Consider the following 25,545-nt stretch of genomic DNA (forward strand, 5'->3'; position numbering starts at 1 on the left):
GACCCGGAACGCCCATGGACAAGACCTACCAACCCGAGCAGATCGAATCCCGCTGGTACGAGCGCTGGGAGGCCGACGGCCATTTCGCCCCCTCCGGCTCCGGCCTGCCCTACTCGATCATGATCCCGCCGCCCAACGTCACCGGCAGCCTGCACATGGGTCACGCCTTCCAGGACACCATCATGGACACCCTGATCCGCTGGAAGCGCATGCAGGGCAGGAACACCCTGTGGCAGGTAGGCACCGACCACGCCGGCATCGCCACCCAGATGCTGGTGGAGCGCAAGGTCGCCGCGGAAGAGGGCAAGAGCCGCTTCGACCTGGGCCGCGAAGCGTTCATCGATAAGGTCTGGGAGTGGAAGCAGGAGTCGGGCGACCATATCACCCGCCAGCTGCGCCGCATGGGCGCCAGCGTCGACTGGAGCCGCGAGCGCTTCACCATGGACGATGGCTTCTACAAGGCGGTGCAGGAAGTCTTCGTGCGGCTCTTCAACGAGGGCCTGATCTATCGCGGCAAGCGCCTGGTCAACTGGGACCCCACCCTGCACACCGCCATCTCCGACCTGGAGGTGGAGAACCGCGACCAGCAGGGCCAGTTTTGGCACTTCCGCTACCCGCTGGCCGACGGCGTCACCACCGACGCTGGCCAAGACTACCTGGTCGTCGCGACCACCCGCCCCGAGACCCTACTCGGCGACACCGGGGTGGCGGTAAACCCGGAAGACCCGCGCTACGCCTCCCTGGTGGGCAAGTTCGTCGAGCTGCCATTGGTAGGACGGCGCATTCCCATCGTCGCCGACGAGCACGCCGACATGGAGAAGGGCTCGGGCTGCGTGAAGATCACCCCCGCCCACGACTTCAACGACTACGAGGTCGGCAAGCGCCACGACCATGCGCTGATCAACGTCTTCTCCCAGGACGCCAAGATCCTGGCCCGCGCCGAGGTCTTCGACCTGCAGGGCAATCCGCTGCCCAACATCGACCCCAGCCTGCCCGACGCCTACGCCGGGCTCGATCGCTTCGAGGCTCGCAAGCAGATCGTCGCCGACATGGAGGCTGCCGGGCTGCTCGAGCAGGTGGAGACGGTCAACAACACCCTGCCCTATGGCGACCGCTCCGGCGACGTCATCGAGCCGCTGCTCACCGACCAGTGGTTCGTGGCCGTGGAGAGCCTCGCCAAACCGGCCATCGAGGCCGTCGAGAAGGGCGACATCCAGTTCGTGCCCAAGAACTACGAGAACATGTACTTCTCGTGGATGCGCGACCTGCAGGACTGGTGCATCTCGCGCCAGCTGTGGTGGGGCCATCGCATTCCCGCCTGGTACGACATCGACGGCAACGTCTTCGTGGCCCGCAACGAGGTCGAGGCAACTCGCCAGTACGTCTCCGAACTGGCCGACTACCTCGAGCACGAGTGCGACAACTTCCACGACGCCATGCGCCTACGCTCCTTCGACAAGCTGCTGGGCGGTACCACCCGGCTGACCTCCGACGCCCTGCTGACCATGGAGCGGCTCGGCGTGCAGCCGCTGACCCAGGACGAAGACGTGCTGGACACCTGGTTCAGCTCGGGCCTGTGGACCTTCGCTACCCTCGGCTGGCCCAACCGCGGCGAGGACTTCCTCAACTTCCACCCCTCAAGCGTCTTGGTCACCGGCTTCGACATCATCTTCTTCTGGGTCGCGCGGATGATCATGCTGACCCTGAAGTTCACCGGCGAGGTGCCGTTCAAGACCGTCTACGTCCATGGCCTGGTGCGCGACGGCCAGGGGCAGAAGATGTCCAAATCCAAGGGCAACGTGCTCGACCCCATCGACCTGATCGATGGCATCGACCTGGAAAACCTGGTGGAGAAGCGCACCGGCAGCCTGATGCAGCCGCAGAAGGCCAAGGCGATCGCCAAAGCCACCCGCGCCGAGTTCCCCGAGGGCGTCGAGCCCCACGGCACCGATGCGCTGCGCTTCACCTTCCTCTCCCAGGCCACCACCGGACGCGATATCAAGTTCGACATGGGCCGCCTCGACGGCTACCGCAACTTCTGCAACAAGCTATGGAACGCCTCGCGCTACGTGCTGATGAACGCCGAGGGGCAGGACTGCGGCGCCGATGGCGGCGACGTGGAGCTGTCGCTGGCCGACCGCTGGATCGTTTCGCGCCTGCAGCAGACCGAGACCCAGGTGACCCGAGCGCTGGAGGAATTCCGCTTCGACCACGCCTCCCAGGCGCTCTACGAGTTCGTCTGGAACGAGTACTGCGACTGGTACCTGGAGCTCTCCAAGCCGGTGCTGTGGGACGATGCCGCCTCGGCCGAGGCCAAGCGCGGCACCCGTCGCACCCTGGTGCGGGTGTTGGAAGCGATCCTGCGCCTGGCCCACCCGATGATGCCCTACATCACCGAGGAGATCTGGCAGCGCGTGGCCCCGCTGGCCGGCACCCTGGATGCCGACTCGAGCCCGCGCGACTCGATCATGGTCCAGCCCTGGCCCAGCACCGAAGAGGACAAGATCGACGAAGCCGCCGAGCGCGATATCGAGTGGCTCAAGGGGTCATCGTGGCGGTGCGCAATATCCGCGCCGAGATGAACATCGCCCCGGGCAAGCCTCTCGACGTGCTGCTGACCAAGGGCTCGGCCGCCGACCGCGAGCGCCTCACGGCCAATCGCCCCTTCCTGGCCAAGCTCGCCAAGCTGGACAGCGCCGCCTGGCTCGACGACCCGAGCGAGGCGCCGCTTTCGGCCACCCAGCTGGTGGGCGAGATGGAGGTGCTGGTGCCCATGGCCGACCTGATCGACAAGGACGCCGAGCTGGCCCGCCTGACCAAGGAGATCGACAAGCAGGAGAAGCTCATCGGCGGCATCGAGAAGAAGCTGTCCAACGAGAGCTTCGTCGCCAAGGCCCCCGAAGCGGTGGTGGAGAAGGAGCGCGGCAAGCTCAAGGAATTCCAGACCACCCGCAGCCTGCTGGTCGAGCAGCGCGACAAGATCGCCGCCCTCTGAGGGCGGCCGGGGACCCCTGAGATGCGCCGCCGCGACCAACGGCAGAGTGGCAGTGGCCCGCCATCCGACCCTCCCAGCCCCCTGAGCGCGGGGCTGACGCGGGAGGCGATCAGCCCGCTGTTTCCGCTGTTCGAGCATGCCAGCGCCGGCGCCATCTCGGTGGATGCCCAGGCGCGGCTCACCTGGATCACCGACAGCTACTGTCGTCTGCTGGGCATCGACGACCCGGCCAGCGCGATCGGCCGACCGGTGGGCGAGGTGATCCCCCACACCCGCATGCCGGAGGTGGTGCGCAGCGGCCGTCCTATCCTGCTCGACATCATGGAGTACGGGGCGCATCAGCTGGTGGTCACCCGGCTGCCGCTGCACGACCGCCAGACCGGCGCCATTACCGGCGCCGTGGCCTTCATCGTCTTCGAGGACCTGGAGGCGCTGACGCCGCTGATGGGCAAGTACCGCCGCCTGCAGCACGACCTGGCGGTGGCCCGCCGCGCCCTGGCGAGCCGCGGGGCCCGCTACGCCCTGGGCGACTTTATCGGCGCCAGTCCCGGCGTGCTGGAGGTCAAGCGCCGCGCCCGGCTGGCGGCGGCCCGCTCCACCCCAGTGCTGCTGCTGGGCGAGACCGGCACCGGCAAGGAGGTGCTGGCCCAGGCCATCCATGGCGACTCGCCCCGCTACGCGCAGCCCTTCGTGGCGGTCAACGTGGCGGCAGTGCCGGAGACCCTGCTGGAGGCGGAGTTCTTCGGCGTTGCCCCCGGCGCCTACACCGGCGCCGACCGGCGGGCGCGGCAGGGCAAGTTCCAGCTGGCCAGCGGCGGCACCCTGTTTCTCGACGAGATCGGCGACATGCCGTTGCCGCTGCAGGCCAAGCTGCTGCGCGCTCTTCAGGAGGGCGAAGTGGAGCCGCTGGGCTCCAACGAGGTCAAGTCGGTGGACGTGCGCCTGATCGCCGCCACCAGCCGCGATCTCGAGGCCATGGTCACCGAGGGCAGCTTCCGCTCCGATCTCTACTACCGGCTCAACGTGCTGCGCATTCGCGTGCCGCCGCTGCGGGAACGCCTGGCGGACCTGGGCATTCTCTGCGAGGCGATCCTTGGCAGGCTGTCTGCGGAGAGCGGCGAGCCACGCGCCGAGATCACCGCCGAGGCGGTGGCACTGCTGCAGCGCCACGACTGGCCGGGCAACATTCGCGAACTGCGCAACACCCTCGAGCAGACCCTGGCCCTCCATGAGGCATGCAGCGTGATCGACGCCCCGGCGCTGCTCACCACCCTGCCCGCCGCGCCCGACGACACGCTCCCCGGGCCGGCCGGCCCCTCCCCGGTGCGCCCGCTGGCCCAGGTGGTGGCCGAGGCGGAGCGCACCGCCCTGCACAATGCGCTGAACGCCTGCCACGGCAACAAATCCCGCGCCGCCCGCCTGCTGGGCATTCCCCGCTCGGTGCTATATGAAAAACTGGCTCGACTGTCTGAAAAACCAGACACCTGACCGGATTTTCGGACACCTTCGTCTCGAACCAAGGTCGAACATTGTCTGTATATCCGGACACCCTGCCTAACACCCTTCCCGAGCCACGACTACAACCCCTTGTTTTTAAATCGCTTTCCAAAGATGGCACGGAGTCTGCAATGACATGGCCAGGCGCCACGCCGCGTGGCGCGTCTATGCCAACAACAACCGCTTCAAGGAGCCGTCATGTCCTCCAAGACCTCTTTCGCCAGCCTGCTTCGCCCCCTCACTCTCGGCGTCGCCGGCGCCTCTCTGCTGCTGGGCGCCGCCGGGGCCAGCTCGGCCGAAGCCCAGGAGCGGGTGCGCTGGCAGGTGCCCATCGCCTTTCCCTCCCACCTGGTGGGGCTCAGCACCCCGGTACGCTATCTCAGCGAGTCGCTGGACCAGGTCTCCGGGGCAACATCAACCTGCGCTACTACGAGCCGGGCGAGCTGATCCCGCCCTTCGAGATCCTCGATGCGGTATCGGAAGGTCGCTATCCGGCCGGCTTCACCTGGGTCGGCTACGATCAGGGCAGCATCCCCGCCCTGCCGCTGTTTGCCGGCGCCCCCTTCGGCATGGAGCCGCCCGCCTACCTGGCCTGGCACTATTTCGGCGGCGGTGCCGAACTGCTCGAGGAGATCTACGCGGACTACGACGTCCATCCGCTGCTGTGCAGCATGATCGGCCCCGAGGCCGCCGGCTGGTTCGCCGAACCCCTCGAGGACCTGGAGCAGATCGACGGCCTGCGCATCCGCTTTGCCGGCATCGGCGGGCGCGTGATGGAGCGCCTGGGCGCCTCGGTCACCATGATTCCCGGCGGCGAGCTCTACCAGGCCATGGAGCGCGGCACCATCGATGCCATGGAGTTCTCGGCGCCGGCCGTCGACCGCATCCTGGGCATGCAGGAGATCGTCCAGAACTACGTGCTGCCGGGCTGGCATCAGACCTTCACCACCGCCCACCTGCTGATCAACCAGGAGAGCTGGGACGCCCTGGAGCCCCAGACCCGCGCCACCATCGACATGGGCTGCCGCGCCGCGACGCTGTACGGCTACTCCGAGAGCGAGATGGAGAACCCCAAGGCGCTTCGCGACTTCGAGGAAGAGGGCGTCAACGCCCAGGTGCTCCCCGACGAGATCCTCGGCGAGCTGCGTCGGGTGACCAACGAGGTGCAGGCCGAGATCGCCGCCGAGGACGAGATGTTCGCCCGCGTGCTCGAAAGCCAGCGTGAGTTCATGAAGGTGCACGGCAACTGGCACGTGAAAGGCCACCTGCCGCGCTCCTACTACGCCCCCGAGGCCCTCGACGAGGAGTGATGCGCGCCATCGCCGCCTGAACGCCGGCCGCCGCCCGCAGGGGGCGGCCAGCTGCCTCGTTACTTCCGTATCCCGCATCGACGCCACGGAGCCACCCCATGAGCGTGCACGATTCCGCCTCCGGCGCCCCGGCGCCGGAAGGGCACTCTGCGCCTGAGCTGCCCACCAACCGCCTGAGCTACCGCCTTGACATGGCCATCCTGACGGTCGGGCGGGTCATCTCCTGGCTGTGGCTCGCCACCCTGGCGGTGGTGCTGACCAACGTGGTCAACCGCTTCATCCTCGGCCGCGGTTCCATCGCCGTGGAAGAGCTCTCCTGGCACCTGTTCGGTGCCACCATGATCCTGACCCTGGCCTACGCCGTGGTCAGCGACGATCACGTGCGCGTGGACGTGATCCGCGAGAAATTCTCGCTTCAGGGCCCAAGCCTGGATCGAGCTGCTGGGCATCGTTCTGCTCGCCCTGCCGATTCTCTATCTGATGGTGGAGCAGCTGTACCAGTACGGCTACCGCTCCTTTGCGCGCGGCGAGCGCTCTCAGGCCCCCAGCGGCCTGCCCTATCGCTTCATCATCAAGACCCTGATTCCCATCGGCCTGACCCTGGTGGCGGTCGCGCTGGCCTCCCGCGCCCTGCGTTGCACCACCCTGCTGTTCGGCTTCCCGCGGCGCCTGGCGCGCACCACGCCGCGTCAGTAGCGCCCTGGCCGGCTTCCCGCCCCCCGGGCCTTGCTTCGCTAACGCATCGAGATTGACTATGGGACTGGAACAACTCCTCGTGCTGGCCATGTTCGCCAGCTTCATGAGCCTGCTGCTGCTGGGCTTCCCCGTCGCCTGGTCGCTGGCCGGCGTCGGCTTCGTCTTCGCCGTGATCGGCCACCTACTGGTGGAGGTCTTCGCCGCCGACCTGTGGTTCTCCTGGGGCGGCACCATCGGCGTACTGGACCGACGCATCTACGGCATCGTCTCCAATGAGCTGATGGTGGCCCTGCCGCTGTTCATCTTCATGGGCATCATGCTCGACCGCTCCGGCATCGCCGAGCGGCTGATGAACTCCCTGGTTCGGGTGCTGGGCGGGCTGCGCGGCGGCTACGCCGTCACCGTGGTGATCGTCGGCGTGCTGCTGGCCGCCTCCACCGGCATCGTCGGCGCTTCGGTGGTGCTGCTCGGCATGCTGTCGCTGGGGCCGATGATGCGCGCCCAGTACGATAAGTCGCTGGCCGTGGGCACCGCCTGTTCGGTGGGCACCCTGGGCATCCTGGTACCGCCAAGCATCATGCTGGTGCTGATGGCCGACCGGATGGGTACCTCCGACGCCTCGGTGGGACGGCTGTTCATGGCGGCCCTGGTGCCCGGCGTGATGCTGGGGCTGATGTATATCGCCTACATCCTGATCGCCGCCTACCTGAAGAAGGACCTGGCCCCGGCCCCCAAGAACCGCGAACCCCTGGATGCCCGCGCCTACCTGCAGGTGTTTCTGGCCGTATTGCCGCCGCTGGGGCTGATCCTGGCGGTGTTGGGCTCGATCTTCACCGGCTTCGCCACCACCACCGAGGCCTCGGCGGTGGGGGCGCTGGGCGCCATGCTGCTGGCCCTGGCCAACCGCCGCCTGACCGTGGCCAAGGTGCGCGATGCGCTCTATCAGACCAGCCGCACCACCGCCTTTATCTTCGCGATCTTCATCGGCGCCACGGTCTTTGCCGCGGTGCTGCGCGGCCTGGGCGGCGACGACGTGGTGCGCCTGGCGCTCACCGGGCTGCCCTTCGGCGAGACCGGCATCGTGTTGACCATCCTGGCGGTGGTGTTCCTGCTCGGCTTCTTCCTCGACTGGGTGGAGATCACCCTGATCATCCTGCCGCTGGTGGCCCCGGTGGTGATGAGCCTGGGCGTGGATCCGCTGTGGTTCGCCATTCTCTTCGCCATCTGCCTGCAGACCTCGTTCTTAACCCCGCCGGTGGGCTTCGCGCTCTTTTACATCAAGGGCGTCTGCCCCCGGGGATCACCACTGGCGATATCTATCGCGGGGTCGCCCCCTTCGTGGCCATCCAACTGCTGGGCCTGCTGCTGGTGTTCGCCTTCTCGCCACTGGCGACCTGGCTGCCCAGTGAAGTCTACGGCGGTCGCTGACCGCCCTTTAACCTGGAGATACCCTTATGCGCATGATTGACAAGACCGCCCTGATCACCGGTGCCGCCGGCGGTATCGGTCGCGCCGTGGCCGAGCGCTACGCCCGCGAAGGGGCCCGGGTGGCCATCGCCGACCTCGACCTGGCAGCGGCCGAACGGACCGCCGCGGGAATCCGCGAGGCCGGCGGCGAGGCCATGGCGCTGGCCATGGACGTCACCGACGAAGCGGCGGTCAACGCCGGCGTTGAGGCCCTGGTAGCGCGCTGGGGCCGCCTGGACGTGGTGCTGGCCAACGCCGGCATCCAGCACATCGAGCCGCTGCACACCCTGAGCTTCGCCGACTGGCGCAAGGTCACCGCCGTTCACCTGGACGGCGCTTTCCTGGTGACCAGCGCCGCGCTGCGCCAGATGTATCGCCAGGATGAGGGTGGCTGTCTACTGTACATGGGCTCGGTACACAGCAAGCTAGCCTCGCCGCTGAAGGCCCCCTATGTGGCGGCCAAACACGCTCTGCTGGGGCTGTGCCGCACGGTGGCCAAGGAGGGGGCCGCGCACCGCGTACGCACCAACGTGATCTGCCCGGGCTTCGTGCGCACGCCGCTGGTGGATCGCCAGATCCCCGAGCAGGCCCAGGCCCTGGGCATCTCCGAGGAGGCCGTGGTGCGCGACGTGATGCTCAAGGATACCGTCGACGGCGAGTTCACCACCCTGGAGGATATCGCCGAGGTGGCACTTCACCTGGCGGCGTTTCCCACGGCAGCGCTCACCGGGCAGTCGGTGGTGGCCAGTCACGGCTGGTACATGCAGTAGCCGGGTCAGCCAGGGGGCAGCCGGGGCAAGGCAGTTGGGGAACACTGTTCTGTTATCGCCATTTGGCCTAAAATAGCGTCACAATTCCCCAACCTAGCCATTGCGATGCCGCCGACTACCCCCAAGCTCGATCTGCCCAAGCTGCTGCTCTTCAACCTGCTGGGGGTGGCGCTGATCCTGACCTGGATCTCGCCCGGGTCATGTTCTGGACAGAGCTGGATGATGCCGTCTTCTTCGTCACCAACGCCTGGCTGACGGAAGACAACAGCGCTTGGGTTTGGCTGGTGGCCGCCACCAACGCACGGCTCTTCGACGTGGTCAGCTTCTTCATCCTGCTGGCGATCTACCTGTGGGCCATCGGCCGCGACCCGGAGCCGCACCAGCGGATGCTGCGCTGGGGCGGCACCGGCATCACCATGCTGCTCACCGCGGTGTTCATCGCCCAGGGGGTTCGCATGGTGGTGCCCTACACCCATCCCAGCCCCACCCTGGTCTATGAGGACGTCAACCTGGTCACCCAGATGGTCGACTTCTCCACCAAGGACAGCTCCGGGTCGAGCTTTCCGGGCGACCACGGCGTCAACCTGATCCTGTTCACCGCCTTCATGTGGCGCTTCGCCGGCCTCAAGGTGATGCTGGTCAGCGCGGTGACGGCGGTGATCCTCAGCGCCCCGCGGATTCTCAGTGGCGCCCACTGGTTCAGCGACGTCTACTTCGCCGCGCTGGTCATCAACCTGATCGTCGCCCCCTGGATCCTGCTGACGCCGGTGGGCCCCTGGCTGTCGCGGGGCATCACCGCGGGGCTGGCCAAGGTTCTGGCACTGCTGCCAGGGCGCTAACAGCCTTTCGCGAAGAAAGCGCATAGTCGCGTAACGAGCGAAGATAGGCTGGCCGCCGCCGGAACGGAGCAACCGGAGTTGACTGGCTGCTCAATGAGGATTGTGACGGTCCGACGCTTCGGTACCGCCGGCGGCCAGGATGGCTAGGTTCGTTCCCGACGAACCAACGCACTTCCCACATCCATGTGGGTCGTCGAGCGCAGTAGCGAATCCGCGCTTTCGTCAGTTGGCCTTGCGCCAGCCGCCCAGCACTCGCTGGTCGGGGCCGAAGAAGACCAGCCGGTCGTGGTCGATCAGGTAGCGGTAGGCGGTTTCCAGCATGCCGGTGACGCGGGCCGCGTTCTCGCCCTGGGGGCAGGCGCGGCGGGTGGTGGCAAGCTCGGTGAACTCGATGCGCTGATGCTCTCCCAGGCGCACCCGGCCCCGCATCTCGTTGCAACCGTCGCTGCCCGTCACCCGGCCCTTTTCATCGATGCGAAACCAGGCAGGCTGGGGCAGGGAGAGGCGCTCGTCGGTGCCCACCAGCAGCAAGTTCCAGCGCTGCTCCACCACCGGCCCCGAGAGGCTCACCTCGCGCTCTGGCGGCGCATCGGGGCGGCTGCCGCAGGCCGCCAACAGCAGCGTGGCGGCCATTACCAGGCCCAGGCGGGCCGGAAGCTTGGTCGTCATGTCTCGATATTCTTCCTTGTCAGGGACCGGCATCTCACCAGGTGCCGGTATTTTCCATGGAGGCCCAGGGCTCTCGGGCGGGCAGCGCCTCGCCCTTCTGCAGCAGCTCGACGGAAATGCCGTCGGGGCTGCGCACGAAGGCCATGTGGCCGTCTCGCGGCGGGCGGTTGATGGTCACCCCGGCGCTCTGGAGCTTCTCGCACAGGGCGTAGATATCGTCGACCCGGTAGGCCAGGTGGCCGAAGTTGCGCCCGCCGGTATACGTCTCCGGGTCCCAGTTGTAGGTGAGCTCGAGCTCCGGCGCCTTGAGCTCGGCGGAGCGCGCCTCATCTTCCGGGGCGGCCAAGAAGACCAGGGTGAAGCGCCCCTTCTCATTCTCCTTGCGCCGCACCTCCTTGAGGCCCAGCAGGTCGCAGTAGAAGCGCAGCGAGGCCTCGAGGTCGCTGACGCGCACCATGGTGTGCAGGTACTGCATATCGGCTCCTTTCTTTAATCAGGCCTATCTCAGCGGAGCATGTCGAGGGGCGCCGGGGACAGGTCGTCGCGGAGGTCTTTTGCCAGGGATGGCAAAAATAGCGCCCAGGGAAGGGTTCACAGCGCCTCCGCACAGACCTGTCGCCGGATCAGCCCCGATCGCTATCGCTCTTGGCAATCAACACCGACGGGGCTCGACTCAGTGAGTGTACTCGCTGAATACCGCCGGGGTACGATCGTCATGCTGCCAGGTCAACACCTGATAGTCATCGTACTGCCCGGTCTCCATGCCCGGGGAGCCGTGGGGCATGCCCGGCACCGTGAGGCCGACCACGTCGGGGCGCTCCTCCAGCAGGCGGTGGATATCCGCGGCGGGCACATGGCCCTCGATCACGTAGCCGTCCACCAGGGCGGTGTGGCAGGAGGCCAGCTCCGGGCTGACGCCGTGCTCGATCTTCACCGAGCGCACGTCGCGAGTCCGGTGCTGCTCGACCGTGAAGCCCTCGGCCTCCAGGTGTTCGGCCCAGGCGTCACAGCAGCCGCAGTTGGGGTCCTGGTACATCTCGACCACGGTGCCGGCCTGGGGGCTGGTACCGGGCGCGAAGGCGAGGTAGACGGCCAGGGCGCCGCCGGCCAGCAGCGAGAACGCCGTCATCTTTCTCGCCTTGCGGTTCATGGGTAGGCTTTTCATGCTGGGTGGCTCCTGAAGCGTTGACACCGGATAGTGGAATCGTGACAAGCCGTCAACGGCTTGCCAATACCTGCCAATGGAAAGAGAGTGGAAATGTCGCACTATTGTGATCTGGCACCGGGTCATCCGTTTCATGGCCCCTATCACGATCGGGAGTACGGTTTCCCGGTGGCCGATGACGCCGCGCTGTTTGAGCGTCTGGCGCTGGAGATCAACCAGGCCGGCCTCTCCTGGCTGACGGTGCTCAAGAAGCGCGAGGCGTTTCGTCGTGCCTTCGACCACTTCGATATCGCAAAGGTTGCCGCCTACGGTGACGGTGAGCGCCAACGCCTGCTCGGCGACGCCACGATCATTCGCAACCGGCTCAAGGTCGCGGCGGTGATCCACAACGCCGGGGTGATCCAGGCGCTGCAGCGCGAGCACGGCAGCTTCAAGGCGTGGCTGGATCATCACCATCCGCTCGACCACGGCGACTGGGTGCGCCTGTTCAAGCGCACCTTCCGCTTTACCGGCCCCGAGATCGTCGGAGAGTTTCTGATGAGCACCGGCTACCTGCCCGGCGCCCACCGCGACGACTGCCCGGTGCAGGCGCATATCCTCGAGGCAGGGCCAAGGTGGGCTCGGGCGTGAGCAAAGGGCATTGCCGTCAACTCCCCATAGACTTGTCGACGGAAAAGTCCCAAGCGAGCTGCCATCTGCGCTAATCATCGGCCTGGTGAGCAAGCGGGAACCGAGCCTGCACCCATGGCATCATAGTCGGGCACTCTCAGCGAGGAGCCCCTCCCGATGGATCCCGTCACCCATGCCGCCCTGGGCGGCGCGGTAGGTGGAGTGGTACTGGGCCGCCGACTGGGCCGCAAGGCGGTAGTCTTCGGCGCGCTCCTGGGCATGTCACCCGACCTGGACGTACTTCTCGACTACGGCGATGCCGTGGCCAACGTCACCGAGCATCGCGGCTTCAGCCACTCGCTGTTCGTGCTGACGGGGCTCGGCACCCTGCTGGCCCTGCTCGCCTCACGATGGCAATCGGCCAGAGCGATTCCGCTGGGGCACTGGTGGCTCTTCTTCGTGCTCTGCCTGACCACTCACCCGCTGCTGGATGCCCTGACCACCTACGGTACCCAGCTGTGGTGGCCGCTGGACGTGCCCCCCACCGCCTATCCCATCGTGTTCATCATCGACCCGCTCTACACCCTGCCGCTGCTGGCGGGCATCGGCGTGGCACTGATCACCGGCAACGGCCGGCGCGGCCCGGCCTGGGGGCTGGCGCTCTCCTGTGCCTATCTGGTCTTCGCCTTCGGTGCCAAGCAGCTGGTGGAGCAGCGGCTCGAGCCGCTGCTGGCCGAGCACGGCCTGCAGGACGCGCCGCGGGTGGTGCAGCCCACGCCCTTCAATACGCTGCTGTGGCGGGCCACGGTGGTGGACGGCGACGCCCACCATGAGGTGCTGATCGGTCTTTTCGACGGCGCGACGCCGCCGCGGCTGGAGACCTATACCCGCGGCGCGGCGCTGGAATCGGAAGCGCTGGCTATCGAACAGGGGCGACAGCTGGACTGGTTCGCCGGCCCCTTCCTGCGCTACGAGGCGGAGATGATCGACGGCCGCGAGACGCTTACCGCCACCGATCTGCGCCTGGGCTTTCCCGGCTTTCATCCCTTCGTTTTCACCCTGGCCACCCGGGAGGGCGGCGAGTGGCAGCCGCTGGCCGTCACCGAGCAGCTGGCGAGCCCCTACCAGGCCGACGAGGCGCGCCTGGCGGCGCTGCCCCGCCTGATGCAGCGCATCCTCAGCCCCGACCCGATGCTGTGCACCAGCGACTTCGTGGCCAGCCGCTGGGTGGTGGAAACACCTGAGCGGTGTTGATGGCCGCCGGGCGCCTTAGGAAGCGCTGAACAAATCGCCGAGCGAGATGAAGCGCAAGGCGCCCGGAGCACAGGAACCGGAGCATATGGGGTATATGTGAGGATTCCGCGCACCGCGCAACGCAGCGATTCGCTCGCGCAGGCATTTGTGCAGTGTTTCCTTAGAGGCGCTCGACCAGCCCATCGACGGCCTGCTTGGCCTCGGTCATGGCGACGTCCTTGCGTCCCATGGCCAGCCCCTCGGCGTAGACCACCTGCACATCGGTAATGCCGATCAGCCCCAGCATCCCCTTGAGGTGGGGGTCTGGCTGTCGAGCTCGGTGCCGGCGTACTGGCCGCCGCGGGCCGCCAGGATCACCGCACGCTTGCCTTCGAGCAACCCCTGGGGACCGTTCTCGGTGTAGCGGAAGGTTTCCCCGGCGCGCATCACCCGGTCGAACCAGGCCTTGAGCTGAGAGGGAATGCCCAGGTTGTAGAGCGGCACCGCCAGCACCAGCAGGTCATGGGCCCGCAGCTCCTCGATCAGCGCATCCGAGCGGGCCGCCAGCTCGCGCTGCTCGGCGGTCCGCTCATCCGCCGGCTGCTGCCAGCTGGAGAGCTCGGCGATGTCGAGATGGGGCAGCGCTTCGGCCACCAGGTCGCGCTCGGTGACTTGCACGTCGTCCCGGGTGGCGACCCGCTGCTTGAAGTGCTCGGCCAGGGCGATGGACTGGCCCTGCTGGCCGAGAATGGAGGAGGTGAGAACGAGAGTCCGGGTGGTCATGGCAAGCTCCTTGATAGGCGATGAATCATGGGAGCCATGATTGCGTGCATTTAGTGCAACGAAAAGCAGAAAAATCCGGGCGTGACATTCAATAAAATCGAAAAAACGGGGCCCCGCCGTTTCCGACGAGGCCCCGCATGTCAGCCGGCAGGCGCCGCGGCCGCGGCGCCGGCAATCAGCTGAAGTTCTGGGCGACGAAGTCCCAGTTAAGCACGTTCCACACGTTCTCGAGGTACTTCGGACGCGCGTTGCGGTAGTCGATGTAGTAGGCGTGCTCCCACACATCGATGGTCAGCAGCGGGGTCTGGCCGTGGGCGATGGGGGTGTCGGCGTTGCTGGTGTTGACGATGTCCACGCCGCCGTCGTCGGTCTTGATCAGCCAGGTCCAGCCGGAGCCGAAGTTAGCCACGGCGTTGGCGTTGAAGGTCTCCTTGAACTTGTCGAAGGAGCCGAACTTGGCGTTGATGGCCTCGGCCAGGGCGCCGCTCGGCTCGCCGCCGCCGTTGGGAGACAGGCAGTGCCAGTAGAAGGTGTGGTTCCACACCTGGGCCGCCTGGTTGAACAGGCCGCCGGAGGAGGACTTGATGATCTCCTCCAGGGACTTGTTGGCGTCCTCGGTGCCTTCGGTCAGCTCGTTGAGCTTGGTGACGTAGGCCTGGTGGTGCTTGCCGTAGTGATACTCGAGGGTCTCGGCGGAGATGTGCGGCTCGAGGGCGTTCTTCTCGTACGGCAGTGCGGGCAGTTCGAATGCCATGCTGGTCGCTCCTTGCTTTTCACGGTGGGAATCGGGGCGATCCCTGCCGGACTCGCCGGCTTGCCTGATGGCCGCCCCGTCGGTATTTTCATTGCAGCGTAATTTTCAAAGCGATCACTAGGTTAATTCCATCAGACGCCATGTCAAGCGATCCTAATGAAAAACCCGCCACCGCCGGCGAGCGGCTGCTGCACCTGCTGAAGACCCGCGGCCCGCACTCCGCCGCCGCCCTGGGCGAGATGCTGGGCACCAGCGGCGAAAACGCCCGCCAGCAGCTCGGCAAGCTGGCGCGCCAGGGGCTGGTGGCCCAGCGCCCGCGCCCGGGAGGCGTGGGGCGGCCGGTCACCGAGTGGCGGCTCACCGAGGCGGGGCACCGCCGGTTTCCCGACACCCACGCCGAGCTGGCGGCGAGGCTGATCGTCAGCGTGCGCGACACCCTCGGAGAGCCGGCGCTGAAGCGCCTGGTGGACACCCGCGAGGCCGAGACCCTGGCGCTCTATCGTCGCGAGCTGGCCGCCTGCGCCTCGCTGGGCGAGCGCGTGGCCCGGCTCGCCGAGCTCCGCGCCCGGGAGGGCTACATGGCCGAGTGGCACCGGGAGGACGATGGCAGCCTGCTGCTGATCGAGAACCACTGCCCGATCTGCAGCGCGGCCCAGGCCTGCCCGGCCCTGTGCCAGTCGGAGCTTCAGGTGTTTCGCGCCGCGCTGGGCGAGGACGTCAGCGTCGAGCGCCTCGACCATGTGCTGGCCGGCGCCCGGCGCTGCGCCTACCGGATCACGGAGGAGTAGGCGCGATACCCTGGCCACAGCCCCGATAGCTTTCCCCTCGAGGGTCAGGGTCACCCGCGCCGGAAAGGGCTCACCGCTCATGTCATCGAAGCAGGCCCGCGCCTCCAGGCGCAGCTCGAAGGGCGTGTCACTGCGGCCACTGGCCAGGGTCACCCGCCCCGCGGCGTTGTCCATCTCGGTGACCCGGTAGGGCAGCGTCAGCTCCCGGGTGCCGTAGTCCAGCAGCAGGCTCACCTCGGGCACGTCGTGGGCCAGATCGGCGACCCAGCCCGGCTCGTTGCCCCGGGCATGGAACATCACCCCGGGACGCTCCTGGCGGGTCAGCGTCTTGCGGGTCGCATCCCGGGTGCAGTCGAGCCGGCCGTTGGCGCTCTCGACCAGCGCCTCCTCGCCCTTCGACCAGAAGCTGATGTCACCATGCTGAAAACGGGCCCCGCTGGCCACCACCGCCGGCTGCAGCCGATAGGCGCCGTGGGCCGACCACAGCCGCAGCTCATCGTTGGCCTGCACCGAGACCAGATCTTGAGCCGGCATGCAGCGCCAGGCCTGAAATTCCCGGGCGCCGCCGGCGAACAGCAGCGAAGGCAGCAGCGGCGCGGAGGGCGCCTCCAGGGCCGCTTCCGTCGCCTCGGGCTCTTCCGGGGAGGGGGCGGCATCGCGGATTTCGGGCCGGGGGCCTTCACCGGGGGCGGCACAGCCGGCCAGCATCAGCAGGGCGACCAGCCCCAGCGCGGGGCGCGGCAAAGTGGACGGGGAGACAGAGGCGGAGAGATGAGACATCGGGGTGGCTCCTTGCGCGGATCGACGGTCCATGGACGCCAGCATACCAGGCGCCGGGGCACTTGGCCCCGGCGCCTGTCGTCGATGCCGACCCGGCTTTCGCACACGCCGTGCTCAGCCGTGGCGGCGGCGCAGCGTCTCGGCGGCCTTGACCATGTTGGCCAGCGCCGGCTCCACCTCGGCCCAGCCGCGGGTCTTCAGCCCGCAGTCGGGGTTGACCCACAGCCGGTCGACCGGGATACGCTCGGCGGCCTTCTCCATCAGCGCCACCATCCAGTCCACCTCGGGAATGTTCGGCGAGTGGATGTCGTAGACGCCGGGGCCGATCTCGTTGGGATAGGCGAAGTCCTGGAAGGCGTCGAGCAGCTCCATGTCGGAACGCGAGGTCTCGATAGTGATCACATCGGCATCCAGCGCGGCGATGGAGCCGATGATGTCGTTGAACTCCGAGTAGCACATGTGGGTGTGAATCTGGGTAGCGTCGTCGGCCACCGCCGCGGTGAGGCGGAAGCAGGTCACCGCCCAGTCGAGATAGCCCTGCCACTCCGCCTGGCGCAGGGGCAGCCCCTCGCGCAGCGCCGGCTCGTCGATCTGGATGGCCGCAATCCCCGCCGCCTCGAGGTCGGCCACCTCGTCGCGCAGGGCCAGGGCGATCTGGCGGCAGGTGGTCTCGCGGGGCTGGTCGTCACGCACGAAGGACCATTGCAGGATCGTCACCGGCCCGGTGAGCATCCCCTTCATGGGCCGCTCGGTGAGCGACTGGGCGTACTCGCTCCAGCGCACCGTCATCGGTGCGGGGCGGGCCACGTCGCCGACGATCACCGGCGGCTTCACGCAGCGCGAGCCGTAGCTCTGCACCCAGCCGAAGCGGGTGAAGGCGAAGCCGTCGAGCTGCTCGCCGAAGTACTCCACCATGTCGTTGCGCTCGGCCTCGCCGTGCACCGGCATGTCGATCCCCAGCGCCTCCTGGCGCGCCACGGTGGCGGCGATCTCTTCGCGCATCCGCGCCTCGTAGGCCTCCCGGTCGAGCTCGCCGGCCTTGTAGGCCCGCCGGGCGGCGCGGACCTCGGCGGTCTGGGGAAAGGAGCCGATGGTGGTGGTGGGAAACAGCGGCAGCGCCAGCTTGCGCCGCTGGGCCCGCGCCCGCTCGGGGTAGGCGCTGTTGCGGCGGGTATCGGCTTCGCTCAGCCGGGCCAGGCGCTCGGCCACCGCCGGCCGGTGAATCCGCGCCGACTCGCGACGCCCGTCCAGTGCCGCGGTGGCGGCATCCCGGCGGGCGCGATCGGCGTCGCCGGCCCGACCGTCCAGCAGCCGCGCCAGGGTCACCGTCTCGTCGAGCTTCTGGCGGGCGAAGGCCAGCCAGCCCTTGAGTTCGTCGTCCAGCTCGGTCTCGGCGGCCAGATCCACCGGCACGTGCAGCAGCGAACAGGAGGGAGCGATCCACAGCCGTTCGCCCAGGCGCATGCGCGCCCCGGCCAGGCGCTCGTGCAGGGCGGCCAGGTCGGCCCGCCAGACGTTGCGGCCGTCGATGGCCCCCACCGAGAGCACCTTGTAGCCGGGCAGGTTGTCGATCACCGGGGTCAGCTGCTCGGGGGCGCGCACCGCGTCGATATGCAGGCCCTCCACCGGCAGGTTGACCGCCAGCTGCAGGTTGTCGCCCAGCCCGCCGAAGTAGCTGGCCACCAGCAGCTTGACCGGGGCACGCCCCAGCACGCTGTAGGCGGCCTCGAAGGCCTGTTTCCAGGCCTGGGGCAGGTCCTGGACCAGCGCCGGCTCGTCGAGCTGCACCCACGCCACGCCCTGCTCGGCCAGCCGCGCCAGCACCTCGCCATAGACCGGCAGCAGCGCCTCGAGCAGCGACAGGCGGTCGAAGTCGGTGTCGCCCTTCTCCTTGCCCAGCCACAGCCAGGTCAGCGGCCCAGTGAGGGTCACCTTGACCGAGTGACCCGCCTCGCGGGCCTCGTCCACCTCGTCGAACAGCCGGCTGCTGGCCAGACGGAAGGTCTGCCCGGCATGCAGCTCCGGGACCAGGTAGTGGTAGTTGGTATCGAAGTACTTGGTCATCTCGCAGGCGGCGGCGGGCTCGCCGCTGGGCGCCCGGCCCCGGGCCATGCGGAACTGGGTGTCCAGGTCAACCTCGCCGCGAGCGACCTCCTCCTCGGCGGCGAAGCGCGGGGGCACCGCCCCCACCAGGGCGGAGACGTTGAGCACCTGGTCGTAGAAGGCGAAGTCCCCACCGTGACCAGGTCGAGGCCGGCATCGCGCTGGGCCTGCCAGTGGCGGGCGCGCAGCTCGCGACCCACGGTTTCCAATCCCTCCCGGTCCAGGCCCCCCTGCCAGTAGCGCTCCAGCGCCCGCTTCAGTTCGCGATTGGCGCCGATGCGCGGGTAGCCGGAGATATGAGCCAGTGTCATGATAATGTCTCTTCTGCATGAGTGATGCAGCAGAGTCTCGCTGGCCACCTCTAGTGAATCAAACTAAACTTTTTAATTAAAAACATGAGGTGATTTCATACGATGCTGGAACTGCGCCATCTCCGCACCCTGCTCGCCCTGCGCGATGCCGGCTCGCTGGTGGAGGCCGCCGAGCGGGTGCATCTCACCCAGTCGGCGCTCTCCCACCAAATCAAGGATCTGGAAGAGCGCCTGGGCAGCCCGCTGTTCGTGCGCAAGACACGACCGGTGGAGTTCACCCGCGCCGGCCAGCGGCTGCTGGCCCTGGCCGAGCAGGTGCTGCCCCAGGTGCGCATGGCCGAGCGCGACCTGGCGCGCCTGGCCGGCAACGAGCCCGGCCGACTGCACATGGCCATCGAGTGTCACAGCTGCTTTCAGTGGCTGATGCCGACCATCGACCACTTCCGCGACCACTGGCCTGAGGTGGAGGTGGATATCCCCGGCGGCCACCACTTCGACCCGCTGCCGGCGCTGGCCCGGGAGCAGCTCGACCTGGTGATCACCGCCGACCCCCAGCCGCTGGCCGGCGTGCACTACGAGCCGCTGTTCCGCTATCAGGGGCTGCTGGCCGTCGCCCGCCAGCACCCGCTTGCCGAACGCGGCTTCGTTACCCCGGAGGAGCTCGCCGACGAGACCCTGATCACCTACCCCGTGGAGCATTCGCGGCTGGATGTCTTCACCCAGTTTCTCGACCCCGCCGGGGTGCGTCCCCGGGAGATCCGCACCGCCGAGCTGACCATCATGATGATGCAGCTGGTGGCCAGCGGCCGCGGCGTCTGCGCGCTGCCCAACTGGGCGCTGACCGAGTATCTGGAGCGCGACTATGTCAAGGCGGTGGCGCTGGGCGAGAAGGGGGTCTGGAGCACGCTGTTCGCCGCCATCCGCGAAGAGAGCCGCGAGCAGCCGTGGATGGAGGATTTCCTGCGCACCGCGCGGGAGACCTCCTTCGCGGTGCTCGAGGGCATCAGGCCTGCCTGATAGTGGGGACCGGCTGGGCAGCAGCAGCGAGAAGCGCCCGCCGCCCAGCGCCTCGCTGTCGTCGACCAGGGCACTGCCGCCGTGCCAGGCCATGATGCGCTCGACGATGGAGAGCCCGAGCCCGTAGCCGCCCGACTGGCGGGTGCGGCTGTCGTCGAGGCGGGCGAAGGGCTTGAAGATGGCCTGGCGTTCGCTTTCCGGCACCCCGGGGCCGTCATCCTCGACGTCGAAGCGCACTACCCGACGCTCCACGGTGATGCGCACCAGCACCCGCGACCGGGCGTGGCGGCAGGCATTGGCCACCAGGTTCTGCAGCGCTCGCTGCAGGTAGCGCGGCTCCGCCAGGATCTCGGCTTCCTCGCCGGGGGCCAGCTCGAGGCGCAGCTGGGCGTGCAGCGGCGCCAGCGTCTCGATGACCCGCCGGGCCAGGGCCCGGCACTCCACCGGGCTGCGCTGCAGCTCGGCGCCGTTGGCGATGCCACTGTCGAGCCGGGCGTAGGTGAGGATCTCGTCGATCAGGTGGTCGAGCTCCTCGATATCGCCATCGATGCCCTGTAGCTGGCGATGCACCGCCGGGTCGTCGCTCATGTCCTCGACCATCTGCATGGCGAAGCGGATGCGCGCCACCGGGGTGCGCAGCTCGTGGGAGACCGCGCGGATCATCTCCTGCTGGGCGCGCAGCAGCGACTGCACCTGAACCGCCATGGCATTGAAGGCCATGCCGACCCGACCCATGAAGCCGCCGCCGTCGACCTTGACCCGGGTATCCAGGCGCCCGCCAGCGATGCGCTCGGCGGCCAGCTCCAGCCGCGCCAGGCGCGCCTCCACGCCTCGCACGATCAGGTAAATGGCGCCGGCCAGGCCCAGCAGGATGATCACCGCCAGCAGCAGCGACAGGGTCAGCGGCATCGGCTCGAAGGCGTGCAGCGGCCCCACCTCGACCCACTGCAGGCCGCCGGTGGCGGTGGGCAGGCGAAGGTAGAGCGACATCGCCCAGCGCTGGGGCAGCAGGCGGATCACCACCTCGGCGTCGTAGAGCCGCTCGAGCTGCGCGCTGTCCAGGCCATCGGGCGGGTCGTCGCTGAGCATCAGCGGAATCGCCGAGCTCTGCAGCATGTCCAGCCGCTCCCGGCGTTTCTCCCCCTGCACGCTAGCCAGCCAGTCGCCGAGCATCTCCGCCAGCCCCAGCAGCTGATGCTCGCCGAGGCTGGCCAGGTTGGCTCTCAAGACCAGCGGCTCGTCGGGCAGCTGGCGATAGAGCTGCCAGCCCTGCTCCCCCTCGCGGCTGACCAGGGTGCGCCCGGCCGCAAGCCGCGAGCGTTCGAAGTAGTTCAAGGGGTAGGCGCCGATGTCGTGCAGCGAGAAGCGGATATCCAGGCGCTCCTGCTGCTCGACCAGCCAGGGGTCGCGCAGCTCGGCGGGCAGCTCCGCCACCTGCGCGGTGAGCAGCGCCATGGGTGCCAGCGCCAGCTGCTCGTGATAGTGCTCGCGGCGCACGTGGTCGACCATCAGGAAGCTCGCCACCGCCAGGCCGCCGCTGAGCAGCAGCGCCAGCGCCAGCGCCAGGTAGACGCGCAGGAAGGAGCCGTCTGCCAGGAATCGCTGCATGGGCTCAACCGTCCTTGACGAACAGGTACCCCTTGCTGCGCACCGTCTTGATCCGGTGGGGATGGTTGGGGTCGTCGCCGATCTTGGGGCGGATCCGCGAGACCCGGACATCGATGGAGCGATCCTGACCGTCATACTTGATGCCGCGCAGATCGCTGAAGATCTCTTCGCGGGTCAGCACCCGGCCGGCGTTGCTGGCCAGCAGCCACAACAGGTCGAACTCGGCGCTGGTCAGGTCGATGCGCTCGCCGGCGAGCCAGGCCTCCCGGGTGGCACTGTCGATCTCCAGGTTGCCGAAGCTCAGGCGTGCGTCGCCGCTGGGCTCGGCCACATCGGTGCGGCGCAGCAGAGCGCGCATGCGCGCCAGCAGCACCCGCGGCTGCACCGGCTTGGGCACATAGTCGTCGGCGCCCATCTCCAGCCCCAACACCTGGTCCATGTCGTCGGTGCGGGCGGTGAGCATCAGGATCGGGCCGGCGTAGCTGGGCCGGGCGCGGCGACAGATCGACAGGCCATCCTCACCGGGCAGCATCAGGTCGAGAATCACCAGGTCCGGCTGCAGGGCCAGGATCTGATCGACGCCACGGGCGCCGTTGGCCTCAACCGTGACCCGGAAACCGTTGCTCTCCAGGTAGTCGCGGGTCAGCCCGGCAAGCCGCTCGTCATCCTCGATGATCAGCACATGCTCCCTGTCGCTCTGTTCCAGGTTGTCGTCCATCCTCTCCATCCCCGAACTGGGCCATCGTTAAGTAATCGGGACGTTACATCCCGTCATCATTCTATAAAGGATACCCGAAAAGCGCCCTTTCGCCTGCCCGGAGCGCATCTCATTGACCAAAATGCCCGCCCCGGGCGTCGGCCGGCAGGCGCGTCGCAGCGGGCTTCATGCCGGGCCCGCGAGGCTTGCCCACAGGGGCGACCGGATGCTGCACAGCTCACCCACAGCTTATCCACTTGATGAGGGGCAAAACACACACTATCTTGTGCCCACTGACACATGAACCACAAGATGATGTGCGCCTAACAACCGACAGCGCGACTGTCAATGCCCATCTTTCCCTGATGTAGGCTCTGCCTGAAGCGTCGACGTGCGATGGCCAGACAGCGCCTAGCCCAACCCAAGAGGAAGGGACTGACTCCCATGGAAACACTCCACTCCCCCGACGCCCCGACCTGTCGGTCACCGCCCCGCGAACCCTGCGCGTCATCAAGCGCACCGGCGACGTGGTGGCCTTCGACGTCGACAAGATCGCCGTGGCCATGTCCAAGGCCTTCATCGCCGTGGAGGGCGACAACGCCGCCGCCTCCTCGCGGGTGCGCGACTTCGTTGCCGAGGCGTCCCGCGGCATCGCCGATACTTTCCAGCGCCGCATGCCCGACGGCGGCACCGTGCACATCGAGGACATCCAGGACCAGGTGGAACTGGCGCTGATGCGCGCCGGCGAGCAGAAGGTCGCCCGCGCCTACGTGCTCTACCGCGAAGCCCACGCCCGGGCCCGCGCCGCCAATGAAGACATCGCCAAGCCCCACCCCACCCTCAACGTCACCCTGACCGACGGCACGGCGCGCCCGTTGGACCTGGGCCGCATCGAGACCCTGGTGCAGGACGCCTGTGCGGGGCTCGCCAACGTCGACCCGGACAAGATCGTCGAGGACTCGCTGAAGAACCTCTACGACGGCGTCACCGTTGACGGCGTCTCCCAGGCGCTGATGATGACCGCCCGCACCCTGGTGGAGAAGGAGCCGGACTACACCTACGTCACCGCGCGGCTGCTGCAGGACAACCTGCGCCGCGAGGCCCTCTCCTTCCTGGGTATCGCCGAGGAGGCCACCTTCGGCGACATGGCCGAGCTCTACAAGCCGGCCTTCGAGGCCTACGTGGCCAAGGGCATCGAGTTCGAGCAGCTCGACCCGCGGCTCGCCGAGTTCGACCTGGCGCGGCTGGGCGAGGCCCTGGATCACACCCGCGACAACGCCTTCACCTACCTGGGGCTGCAGACCCTCTACGACCGCTACTTCATCCACCGGGACGAGGTGCGCTACGAACTGCCCCAGGTGATGTTCATGCGCGTGGCGATGGGGCTGGCGCTCAACGAGGATGATCGCGAAGCGCGCGCCATCGAGTTCTACGAGCTGCTCTCGCGCTTCGACTACATGGCCTCCACCCCGACGCTGTTCAACGCCGGCACGGTGAGAAGCCAACTCTCCTCCTGCTACCTGACCTCGGTGCCCGACGATCTGGACGGCATCTACAGCGCCATCCGCGACAACGCCCTGCTCTCCAAGTGGGCCGGGGGCTCGGTAACGACTGGACGCCGGTGCGGGCGCTGGGCTCCTACATCAAGGGCACCAACGGCAAGAGCCAGGGCGTAGTGCCGTTTCTCAAGGTGGTCAACGACACCGCCGTGGCGGTGAACCAGGGCGGCAAGCGCAAGGGCGCGGTGTGCGCCTACCTGGAGACCTGGCACCTGGACATCGAGGAGTTCCTGGAGCTGCGCAAGAACACCGGCGACGACCGCCGCCGCACCCACGACATGAACACCGCCAACTGGGTGCCGGACCTGTTCATGAAGCGGGTCTTCGACGACAAGGAGTGGACGCTCTTCTCGCCCTCCACCTGCCCCGACCTCCACGACCTCTACGGCGCCGCCTTCGAGCAGCGCTATGCCGAGTACGAGGCGATGACCCACACCGGTCAGCTCAAGCTCTACAAGCGGGTGCGGGCCAAAGACCTGTGGCGCAAGATGCTCTCGATGCTCTTCGAGACCGGCCACCCCTGGATCACCTTCAAGGACCCCTGCAACCTGCGCAGTCCCCAGCAGCACGCCGGGGTGGTGCACTCCTCCAACCTGTGCACCGAGATCACCCTGAACACCAGCGTCGACGAGATCGCGGTGTGCAACCTGGGCTCGGTGAACCTGGCGGCCCACGTGGTGGACGGCGAGCTCGACGGCGACAAGCTCAAGCGCACCGTGCGTACCGCCGTGCGCATGCTCGACAACGTCATCGACATCAACTACTACGCGGTGCCCCAGGCCGAGCGCTCCAACCTCAAGCACCGCCCGGTGGGGCTGGGCATCATGGGCTTCCAGGACGCCCTCTACGCCCAGGACATCGCCTACGCCTCTGACGCGGCGGTGGCGTTCGCCGACCGCTCCATGGAGCTGGTCAGCTACCACGCCATCGAGGCCTCCAGCGATCTCGCCGCCGAGCGCGGCCGCTACGCGAGCTTCGATGGCTCGCTGTGGAGCCAGGGCGTGCTGCCCATCGACTCCCTGGAGAAGCTCAAGGTCGAGCGCGGCGCCGACTACCTGGAAGTGGACACCAGCACCACCCAGGCGTGGGGCCGCCTGCGTCACAAGATCGCCGAGCAGGGCATGCGCAACTCCAACGTGATGGCCATCGCCCCGACGGCGACCATCTCCAACATCTGCGGCGTGACCCAGTCCATCGAGCCGACCTACCAGAACCTGTTCGTCAAATCGAACCTCTCAGGGGAGTTCACCGTGGTCAACGCCGCCATGGTGGCCGACCTCAAGGCCCGCGGCCTGTGGGACGAGGTGATGATCAACGACCTCAAGTACTACGACGGCAGCGTGCAGCCCATCGACCGGGTGCCCGAGGACCTCAAGGCCAAGTACGCCACCGCCTTCGAGGTGGAGCCCAAGTGGCTGGTGGAGGCCGCCGCGCGCCGTCAGAAGTGGATCGACCAGGCGCAGTCGCTGAACCTCTACATCAAGGGCGTTTCCGGCAAGAAGCTGGACGTGACCTACCGCATGGCCTGGTTCCGCGGCCTCAAGACCACCTACTACCTGCGCGCCCTGGGCGCCACGGCAGTGGAGAAGTCCACCGTGGACCGCGGCACGCTCAACGCCGTGAGCAGCGGCAGCGCGCCGGCCGCCACGCCCGCCGAGCCTGCCGGCAAGCCGGAGCCCTCAGCGCCCGGTAGAGAGCCCCGCGGCATCGAGGACTTCCTCACCGGCAAGAGCGGCAGCGGCTCCCGGGCCCCCTCGGCGAGCGATATCGACGAGCTGGGCTGCGAAGCGTGCCAGTAAGCGCCGCAGGCAACACCGCCGGGAGGCCGCACCTGTAGGACGCCGGTCCCCGTCGCGACTGGCGCCGCAGGCGCCCCGGCGGAGCCTGAAACGAGT

Annotated in this window: 18 protein-coding genes and 6 pseudogenes; 15 read left to right on the forward strand and 9 right to left on the reverse strand. The window is 67.8% G+C overall.

What is annotated here, in order from left to right; translation table 11 throughout:
- The first annotated feature begins 14 nt into the window (after nucleotides 1–14).
- From ACSJDS_RS20625 to ACSJDS_RS20675, 11 genes and pseudogenes are all read left to right on the forward strand, one after another.
- Nucleotides 15–2,582 (forward strand): valine--tRNA ligase, encoded by a 2,568-nt coding sequence (locus tag ACSJDS_RS20625; protein ID WP_473034862.1) that lies wholly within the window; start codon nucleotides 15–17, stop codon nucleotides 2,580–2,582.
- On the forward strand, nucleotides 2,552–2,995 hold the full coding sequence (locus ACSJDS_RS20630) for a hypothetical protein (RefSeq protein ID WP_473034863.1): 444 nt from the start codon (nucleotides 2,552–2,554) through the stop codon (nucleotides 2,993–2,995). The genes ACSJDS_RS20625 and ACSJDS_RS20630 overlap by 31 nt, the downstream gene beginning before the upstream one ends.
- A 21-nt stretch (nucleotides 2,996–3,016) precedes the next feature.
- Nucleotides 3,017–4,483: a sigma-54 interaction domain-containing protein gene (locus tag ACSJDS_RS20635; RefSeq protein ID WP_473034864.1), complete on the forward strand. Its 1,467-nt coding sequence runs from the start codon at nucleotides 3,017–3,019 to the stop codon at nucleotides 4,481–4,483.
- A gap of 207 nt (nucleotides 4,484–4,690) precedes the next feature.
- On the forward strand, nucleotides 4,691–4,939 hold the full coding sequence (locus ACSJDS_RS20640) for a hypothetical protein (protein WP_473035116.1): 249 nt from the start codon (nucleotides 4,691–4,693) through the stop codon (nucleotides 4,937–4,939).
- A gap of 14 nt (nucleotides 4,940–4,953) precedes the next feature.
- On the forward strand, nucleotides 4,954–5,802 hold the full coding sequence (locus ACSJDS_RS20645) for a TRAP transporter substrate-binding protein (protein WP_473035095.1): 849 nt from the start codon (nucleotides 4,954–4,956) through the stop codon (nucleotides 5,800–5,802).
- Nucleotides 5,803–5,993: 191 nt separating this feature from the next.
- Nucleotides 5,994–6,161, forward strand: a pseudogene (locus ACSJDS_RS20650) (TRAP transporter small permease subunit); the annotation flags it as partial.
- A 121-nt stretch (nucleotides 6,162–6,282) separates the two neighbouring features.
- A complete protein-coding gene (locus ACSJDS_RS20655; protein ID WP_473035117.1) occupies nucleotides 6,283–6,498 on the forward strand; it encodes a hypothetical protein in 216 nt (71 codons plus the stop codon).
- 58 nt (nucleotides 6,499–6,556) lie between these two features.
- A pseudogene (locus tag ACSJDS_RS20660) lies at nucleotides 6,557–7,926 on the forward strand (TRAP transporter large permease).
- Between the two features lie 32 nt (nucleotides 7,927–7,958).
- Nucleotides 7,959–8,735, forward strand: a complete 777-nt coding sequence (locus ACSJDS_RS20665; RefSeq protein WP_473034865.1) for a 3-hydroxybutyrate dehydrogenase — start codon at nucleotides 7,959–7,961, stop codon at nucleotides 8,733–8,735.
- A 105-nt stretch (nucleotides 8,736–8,840) separates the two neighbouring features.
- Nucleotides 8,841–8,990: a hypothetical protein gene (locus ACSJDS_RS20670; RefSeq protein WP_473034866.1), complete on the forward strand. Its 150-nt coding sequence runs from the start codon at nucleotides 8,841–8,843 to the stop codon at nucleotides 8,988–8,990.
- Nucleotides 8,936–9,574 (forward strand): phosphatase PAP2 family protein, encoded by a 639-nt coding sequence (locus ACSJDS_RS20675; RefSeq protein WP_473034867.1) that lies wholly within the window; start codon nucleotides 8,936–8,938, stop codon nucleotides 9,572–9,574. The genes ACSJDS_RS20670 and ACSJDS_RS20675 overlap by 55 nt, the downstream gene beginning before the upstream one ends.
- Nucleotides 9,575–9,796: 222 nt before the next feature.
- Here the strand turns inward: ACSJDS_RS20675 and ACSJDS_RS20680 are convergent, their stop codons facing one another.
- The 3 genes from ACSJDS_RS20680 to ACSJDS_RS20690 all read right to left on the reverse strand — a co-directional run bounded on the left by ACSJDS_RS20680 (nucleotide 9,797) and on the right by ACSJDS_RS20690 (nucleotide 11,408).
- Nucleotides 9,797–10,243: an META domain-containing protein gene (locus ACSJDS_RS20680; RefSeq protein WP_473034868.1), complete on the reverse strand. Its 447-nt coding sequence runs from the start codon at nucleotides 10,241–10,243 to the stop codon at nucleotides 9,797–9,799.
- Nucleotides 10,244–10,277: 34 nt separating this feature from the next.
- Nucleotides 10,278–10,718 carry a lactoylglutathione lyase gene (gene gloA / locus ACSJDS_RS20685; protein ID WP_473034869.1) on the reverse strand — a complete coding sequence of 147 codons (441 nt, stop codon included), beginning with the start codon at nucleotides 10,716–10,718 and terminating at the stop codon, nucleotides 10,278–10,280.
- Between the two features lie 198 nt (nucleotides 10,719–10,916).
- Nucleotides 10,917–11,408 (reverse strand): DUF411 domain-containing protein, encoded by a 492-nt coding sequence (locus ACSJDS_RS20690; RefSeq protein ID WP_473034870.1) that lies wholly within the window; start codon nucleotides 11,406–11,408, stop codon nucleotides 10,917–10,919.
- Nucleotides 11,409–11,501: 93 nt separating this feature from the next.
- On the opposite strand from ACSJDS_RS20690, the gene ACSJDS_RS20695 reads away from it, so the two are divergent.
- Nucleotides 11,502–12,038 carry a DNA-3-methyladenine glycosylase I gene (locus ACSJDS_RS20695; RefSeq protein WP_473034871.1) on the forward strand — a complete coding sequence of 179 codons (537 nt, stop codon included), beginning with the start codon at nucleotides 11,502–11,504 and terminating at the stop codon, nucleotides 12,036–12,038.
- 156 nt (nucleotides 12,039–12,194) lie between these two features.
- Complete coding sequence (locus tag ACSJDS_RS20700) at nucleotides 12,195–13,271, forward strand: metal-dependent hydrolase (protein ID WP_473034872.1); 1,077 nt, start codon at nucleotides 12,195–12,197, stop codon at nucleotides 13,269–13,271.
- A gap of 160 nt (nucleotides 13,272–13,431) precedes the next feature.
- Here the strand turns inward: ACSJDS_RS20700 and ACSJDS_RS20705 are convergent.
- The 4 genes and pseudogenes from ACSJDS_RS20705 to metE form a co-directional block, all read right to left on the reverse strand.
- Nucleotides 13,432–14,033: pseudogene (locus ACSJDS_RS20705) on the reverse strand (FMN-dependent NADH-azoreductase).
- 175 nt (nucleotides 14,034–14,208) lie between these two features.
- Entirely contained in the window at nucleotides 14,209–14,787 is a 579-nt protein-coding gene (locus ACSJDS_RS20710; protein ID WP_473034873.1) for a superoxide dismutase, read from the reverse strand.
- 143 nt (nucleotides 14,788–14,930) lie between these two features.
- A complete protein-coding gene (locus ACSJDS_RS20715; protein ID WP_473034874.1) occupies nucleotides 14,931–16,355 on the reverse strand; it encodes an MliC family protein in 1,425 nt (474 codons plus the stop codon).
- 114 nt (nucleotides 16,356–16,469) lie between these two features.
- Nucleotides 16,470–18,769, reverse strand: a pseudogene (metE, locus tag ACSJDS_RS20720) (5-methyltetrahydropteroyltriglutamate--homocysteine S-methyltransferase).
- Nucleotides 18,770–18,871: 102 nt separating this feature from the next.
- On the opposite strand from metE, the gene ACSJDS_RS20725 reads away from it, so the two are divergent.
- A complete protein-coding gene (locus ACSJDS_RS20725; RefSeq protein WP_473035096.1) occupies nucleotides 18,872–19,786 on the forward strand; it encodes a LysR family transcriptional regulator in 915 nt (304 codons plus the stop codon).
- A 24-nt stretch (nucleotides 19,787–19,810) separates the two neighbouring features.
- Here the strand turns inward: ACSJDS_RS20725 and ACSJDS_RS20730 are convergent.
- Nucleotides 19,811–21,505: pseudogene (locus ACSJDS_RS20730) on the reverse strand (ATP-binding protein); the annotation flags it as partial.
- Nucleotides 21,399–22,112 carry a winged helix-turn-helix domain-containing protein gene (locus ACSJDS_RS20735; protein WP_473034875.1) on the reverse strand — a complete coding sequence of 238 codons (714 nt, stop codon included), beginning with the start codon at nucleotides 22,110–22,112 and terminating at the stop codon, nucleotides 21,399–21,401. The gene ACSJDS_RS20735 and the pseudogene ACSJDS_RS20730, both read right to left, overlap by 107 nt.
- A 455-nt stretch (nucleotides 22,113–22,567) precedes the next feature.
- On the opposite strand from ACSJDS_RS20735, the pseudogene ACSJDS_RS20740 reads away from it, so the two are divergent.
- Nucleotides 22,568–25,449: pseudogene (locus ACSJDS_RS20740) on the forward strand (ribonucleoside-diphosphate reductase subunit alpha).
- Nucleotides 25,450–25,545 lie beyond the last annotated feature (96 nt).

The sequence above is a fragment of the Halomonas sp. SL18_1 genome (assembly GCF_055755715.1).

Bases quoted from the DNA above. Each gene is read 5' to 3' on its own strand.
- ACSJDS_RS20725 (WP_473035096.1), top strand. From the start codon at position 18,872: ATGCTGGAACTGCGCCATCTCCGCACCCTGCTCGCCCTGCGCGATGCC.
- ACSJDS_RS20710 (WP_473034873.1), bottom strand. From the start codon at position 14,787: ATGGCATTCGAACTGCCCGCACTGCCGTACGAGAAGAACGCCCTCGAG.
- ACSJDS_RS20640 (WP_473035116.1), top strand. From the start codon at position 4,691: ATGTCCTCCAAGACCTCTTTCGCCAGCCTGCTTCGCCCCCTCACTCTC.
- ACSJDS_RS20635 (WP_473034864.1), top strand. From the start codon at position 3,017: ATGCGCCGCCGCGACCAACGGCAGAGTGGCAGTGGCCCGCCATCCGAC.
- ACSJDS_RS20675 (WP_473034867.1), top strand. From the start codon at position 8,936: ATGTTCTGGACAGAGCTGGATGATGCCGTCTTCTTCGTCACCAACGCC.
- ACSJDS_RS20625 (WP_473034862.1), top strand. From the start codon at position 15: ATGGACAAGACCTACCAACCCGAGCAGATCGAATCCCGCTGGTACGAG.
- ACSJDS_RS20735 (WP_473034875.1), bottom strand. From the start codon at position 22,112: ATGGACGACAACCTGGAACAGAGCGACAGGGAGCATGTGCTGATCATC.
- ACSJDS_RS20670 (WP_473034866.1), top strand. From the start codon at position 8,841: ATGCCGCCGACTACCCCCAAGCTCGATCTGCCCAAGCTGCTGCTCTTC.
- ACSJDS_RS20665 (WP_473034865.1), top strand. From the start codon at position 7,959: ATGATTGACAAGACCGCCCTGATCACCGGTGCCGCCGGCGGTATCGGT.
- ACSJDS_RS20655 (WP_473035117.1), top strand. From the start codon at position 6,283: ATGGTGGAGCAGCTGTACCAGTACGGCTACCGCTCCTTTGCGCGCGGC.
- ACSJDS_RS20680 (WP_473034868.1), bottom strand. From the start codon at position 10,243: ATGACGACCAAGCTTCCGGCCCGCCTGGGCCTGGTAATGGCCGCCACG.
- ACSJDS_RS20695 (WP_473034871.1), top strand. From the start codon at position 11,502: ATGTCGCACTATTGTGATCTGGCACCGGGTCATCCGTTTCATGGCCCC.
- ACSJDS_RS20700 (WP_473034872.1), top strand. From the start codon at position 12,195: ATGGATCCCGTCACCCATGCCGCCCTGGGCGGCGCGGTAGGTGGAGTG.
- ACSJDS_RS20690 (WP_473034870.1), bottom strand. From the start codon at position 11,408: ATGAAAAGCCTACCCATGAACCGCAAGGCGAGAAAGATGACGGCGTTC.
- gloA (WP_473034869.1), bottom strand. From the start codon at position 10,718: ATGCAGTACCTGCACACCATGGTGCGCGTCAGCGACCTCGAGGCCTCG.
- ACSJDS_RS20715 (WP_473034874.1), bottom strand. From the start codon at position 16,355: ATGTCTCATCTCTCCGCCTCTGTCTCCCCGTCCACTTTGCCGCGCCCC.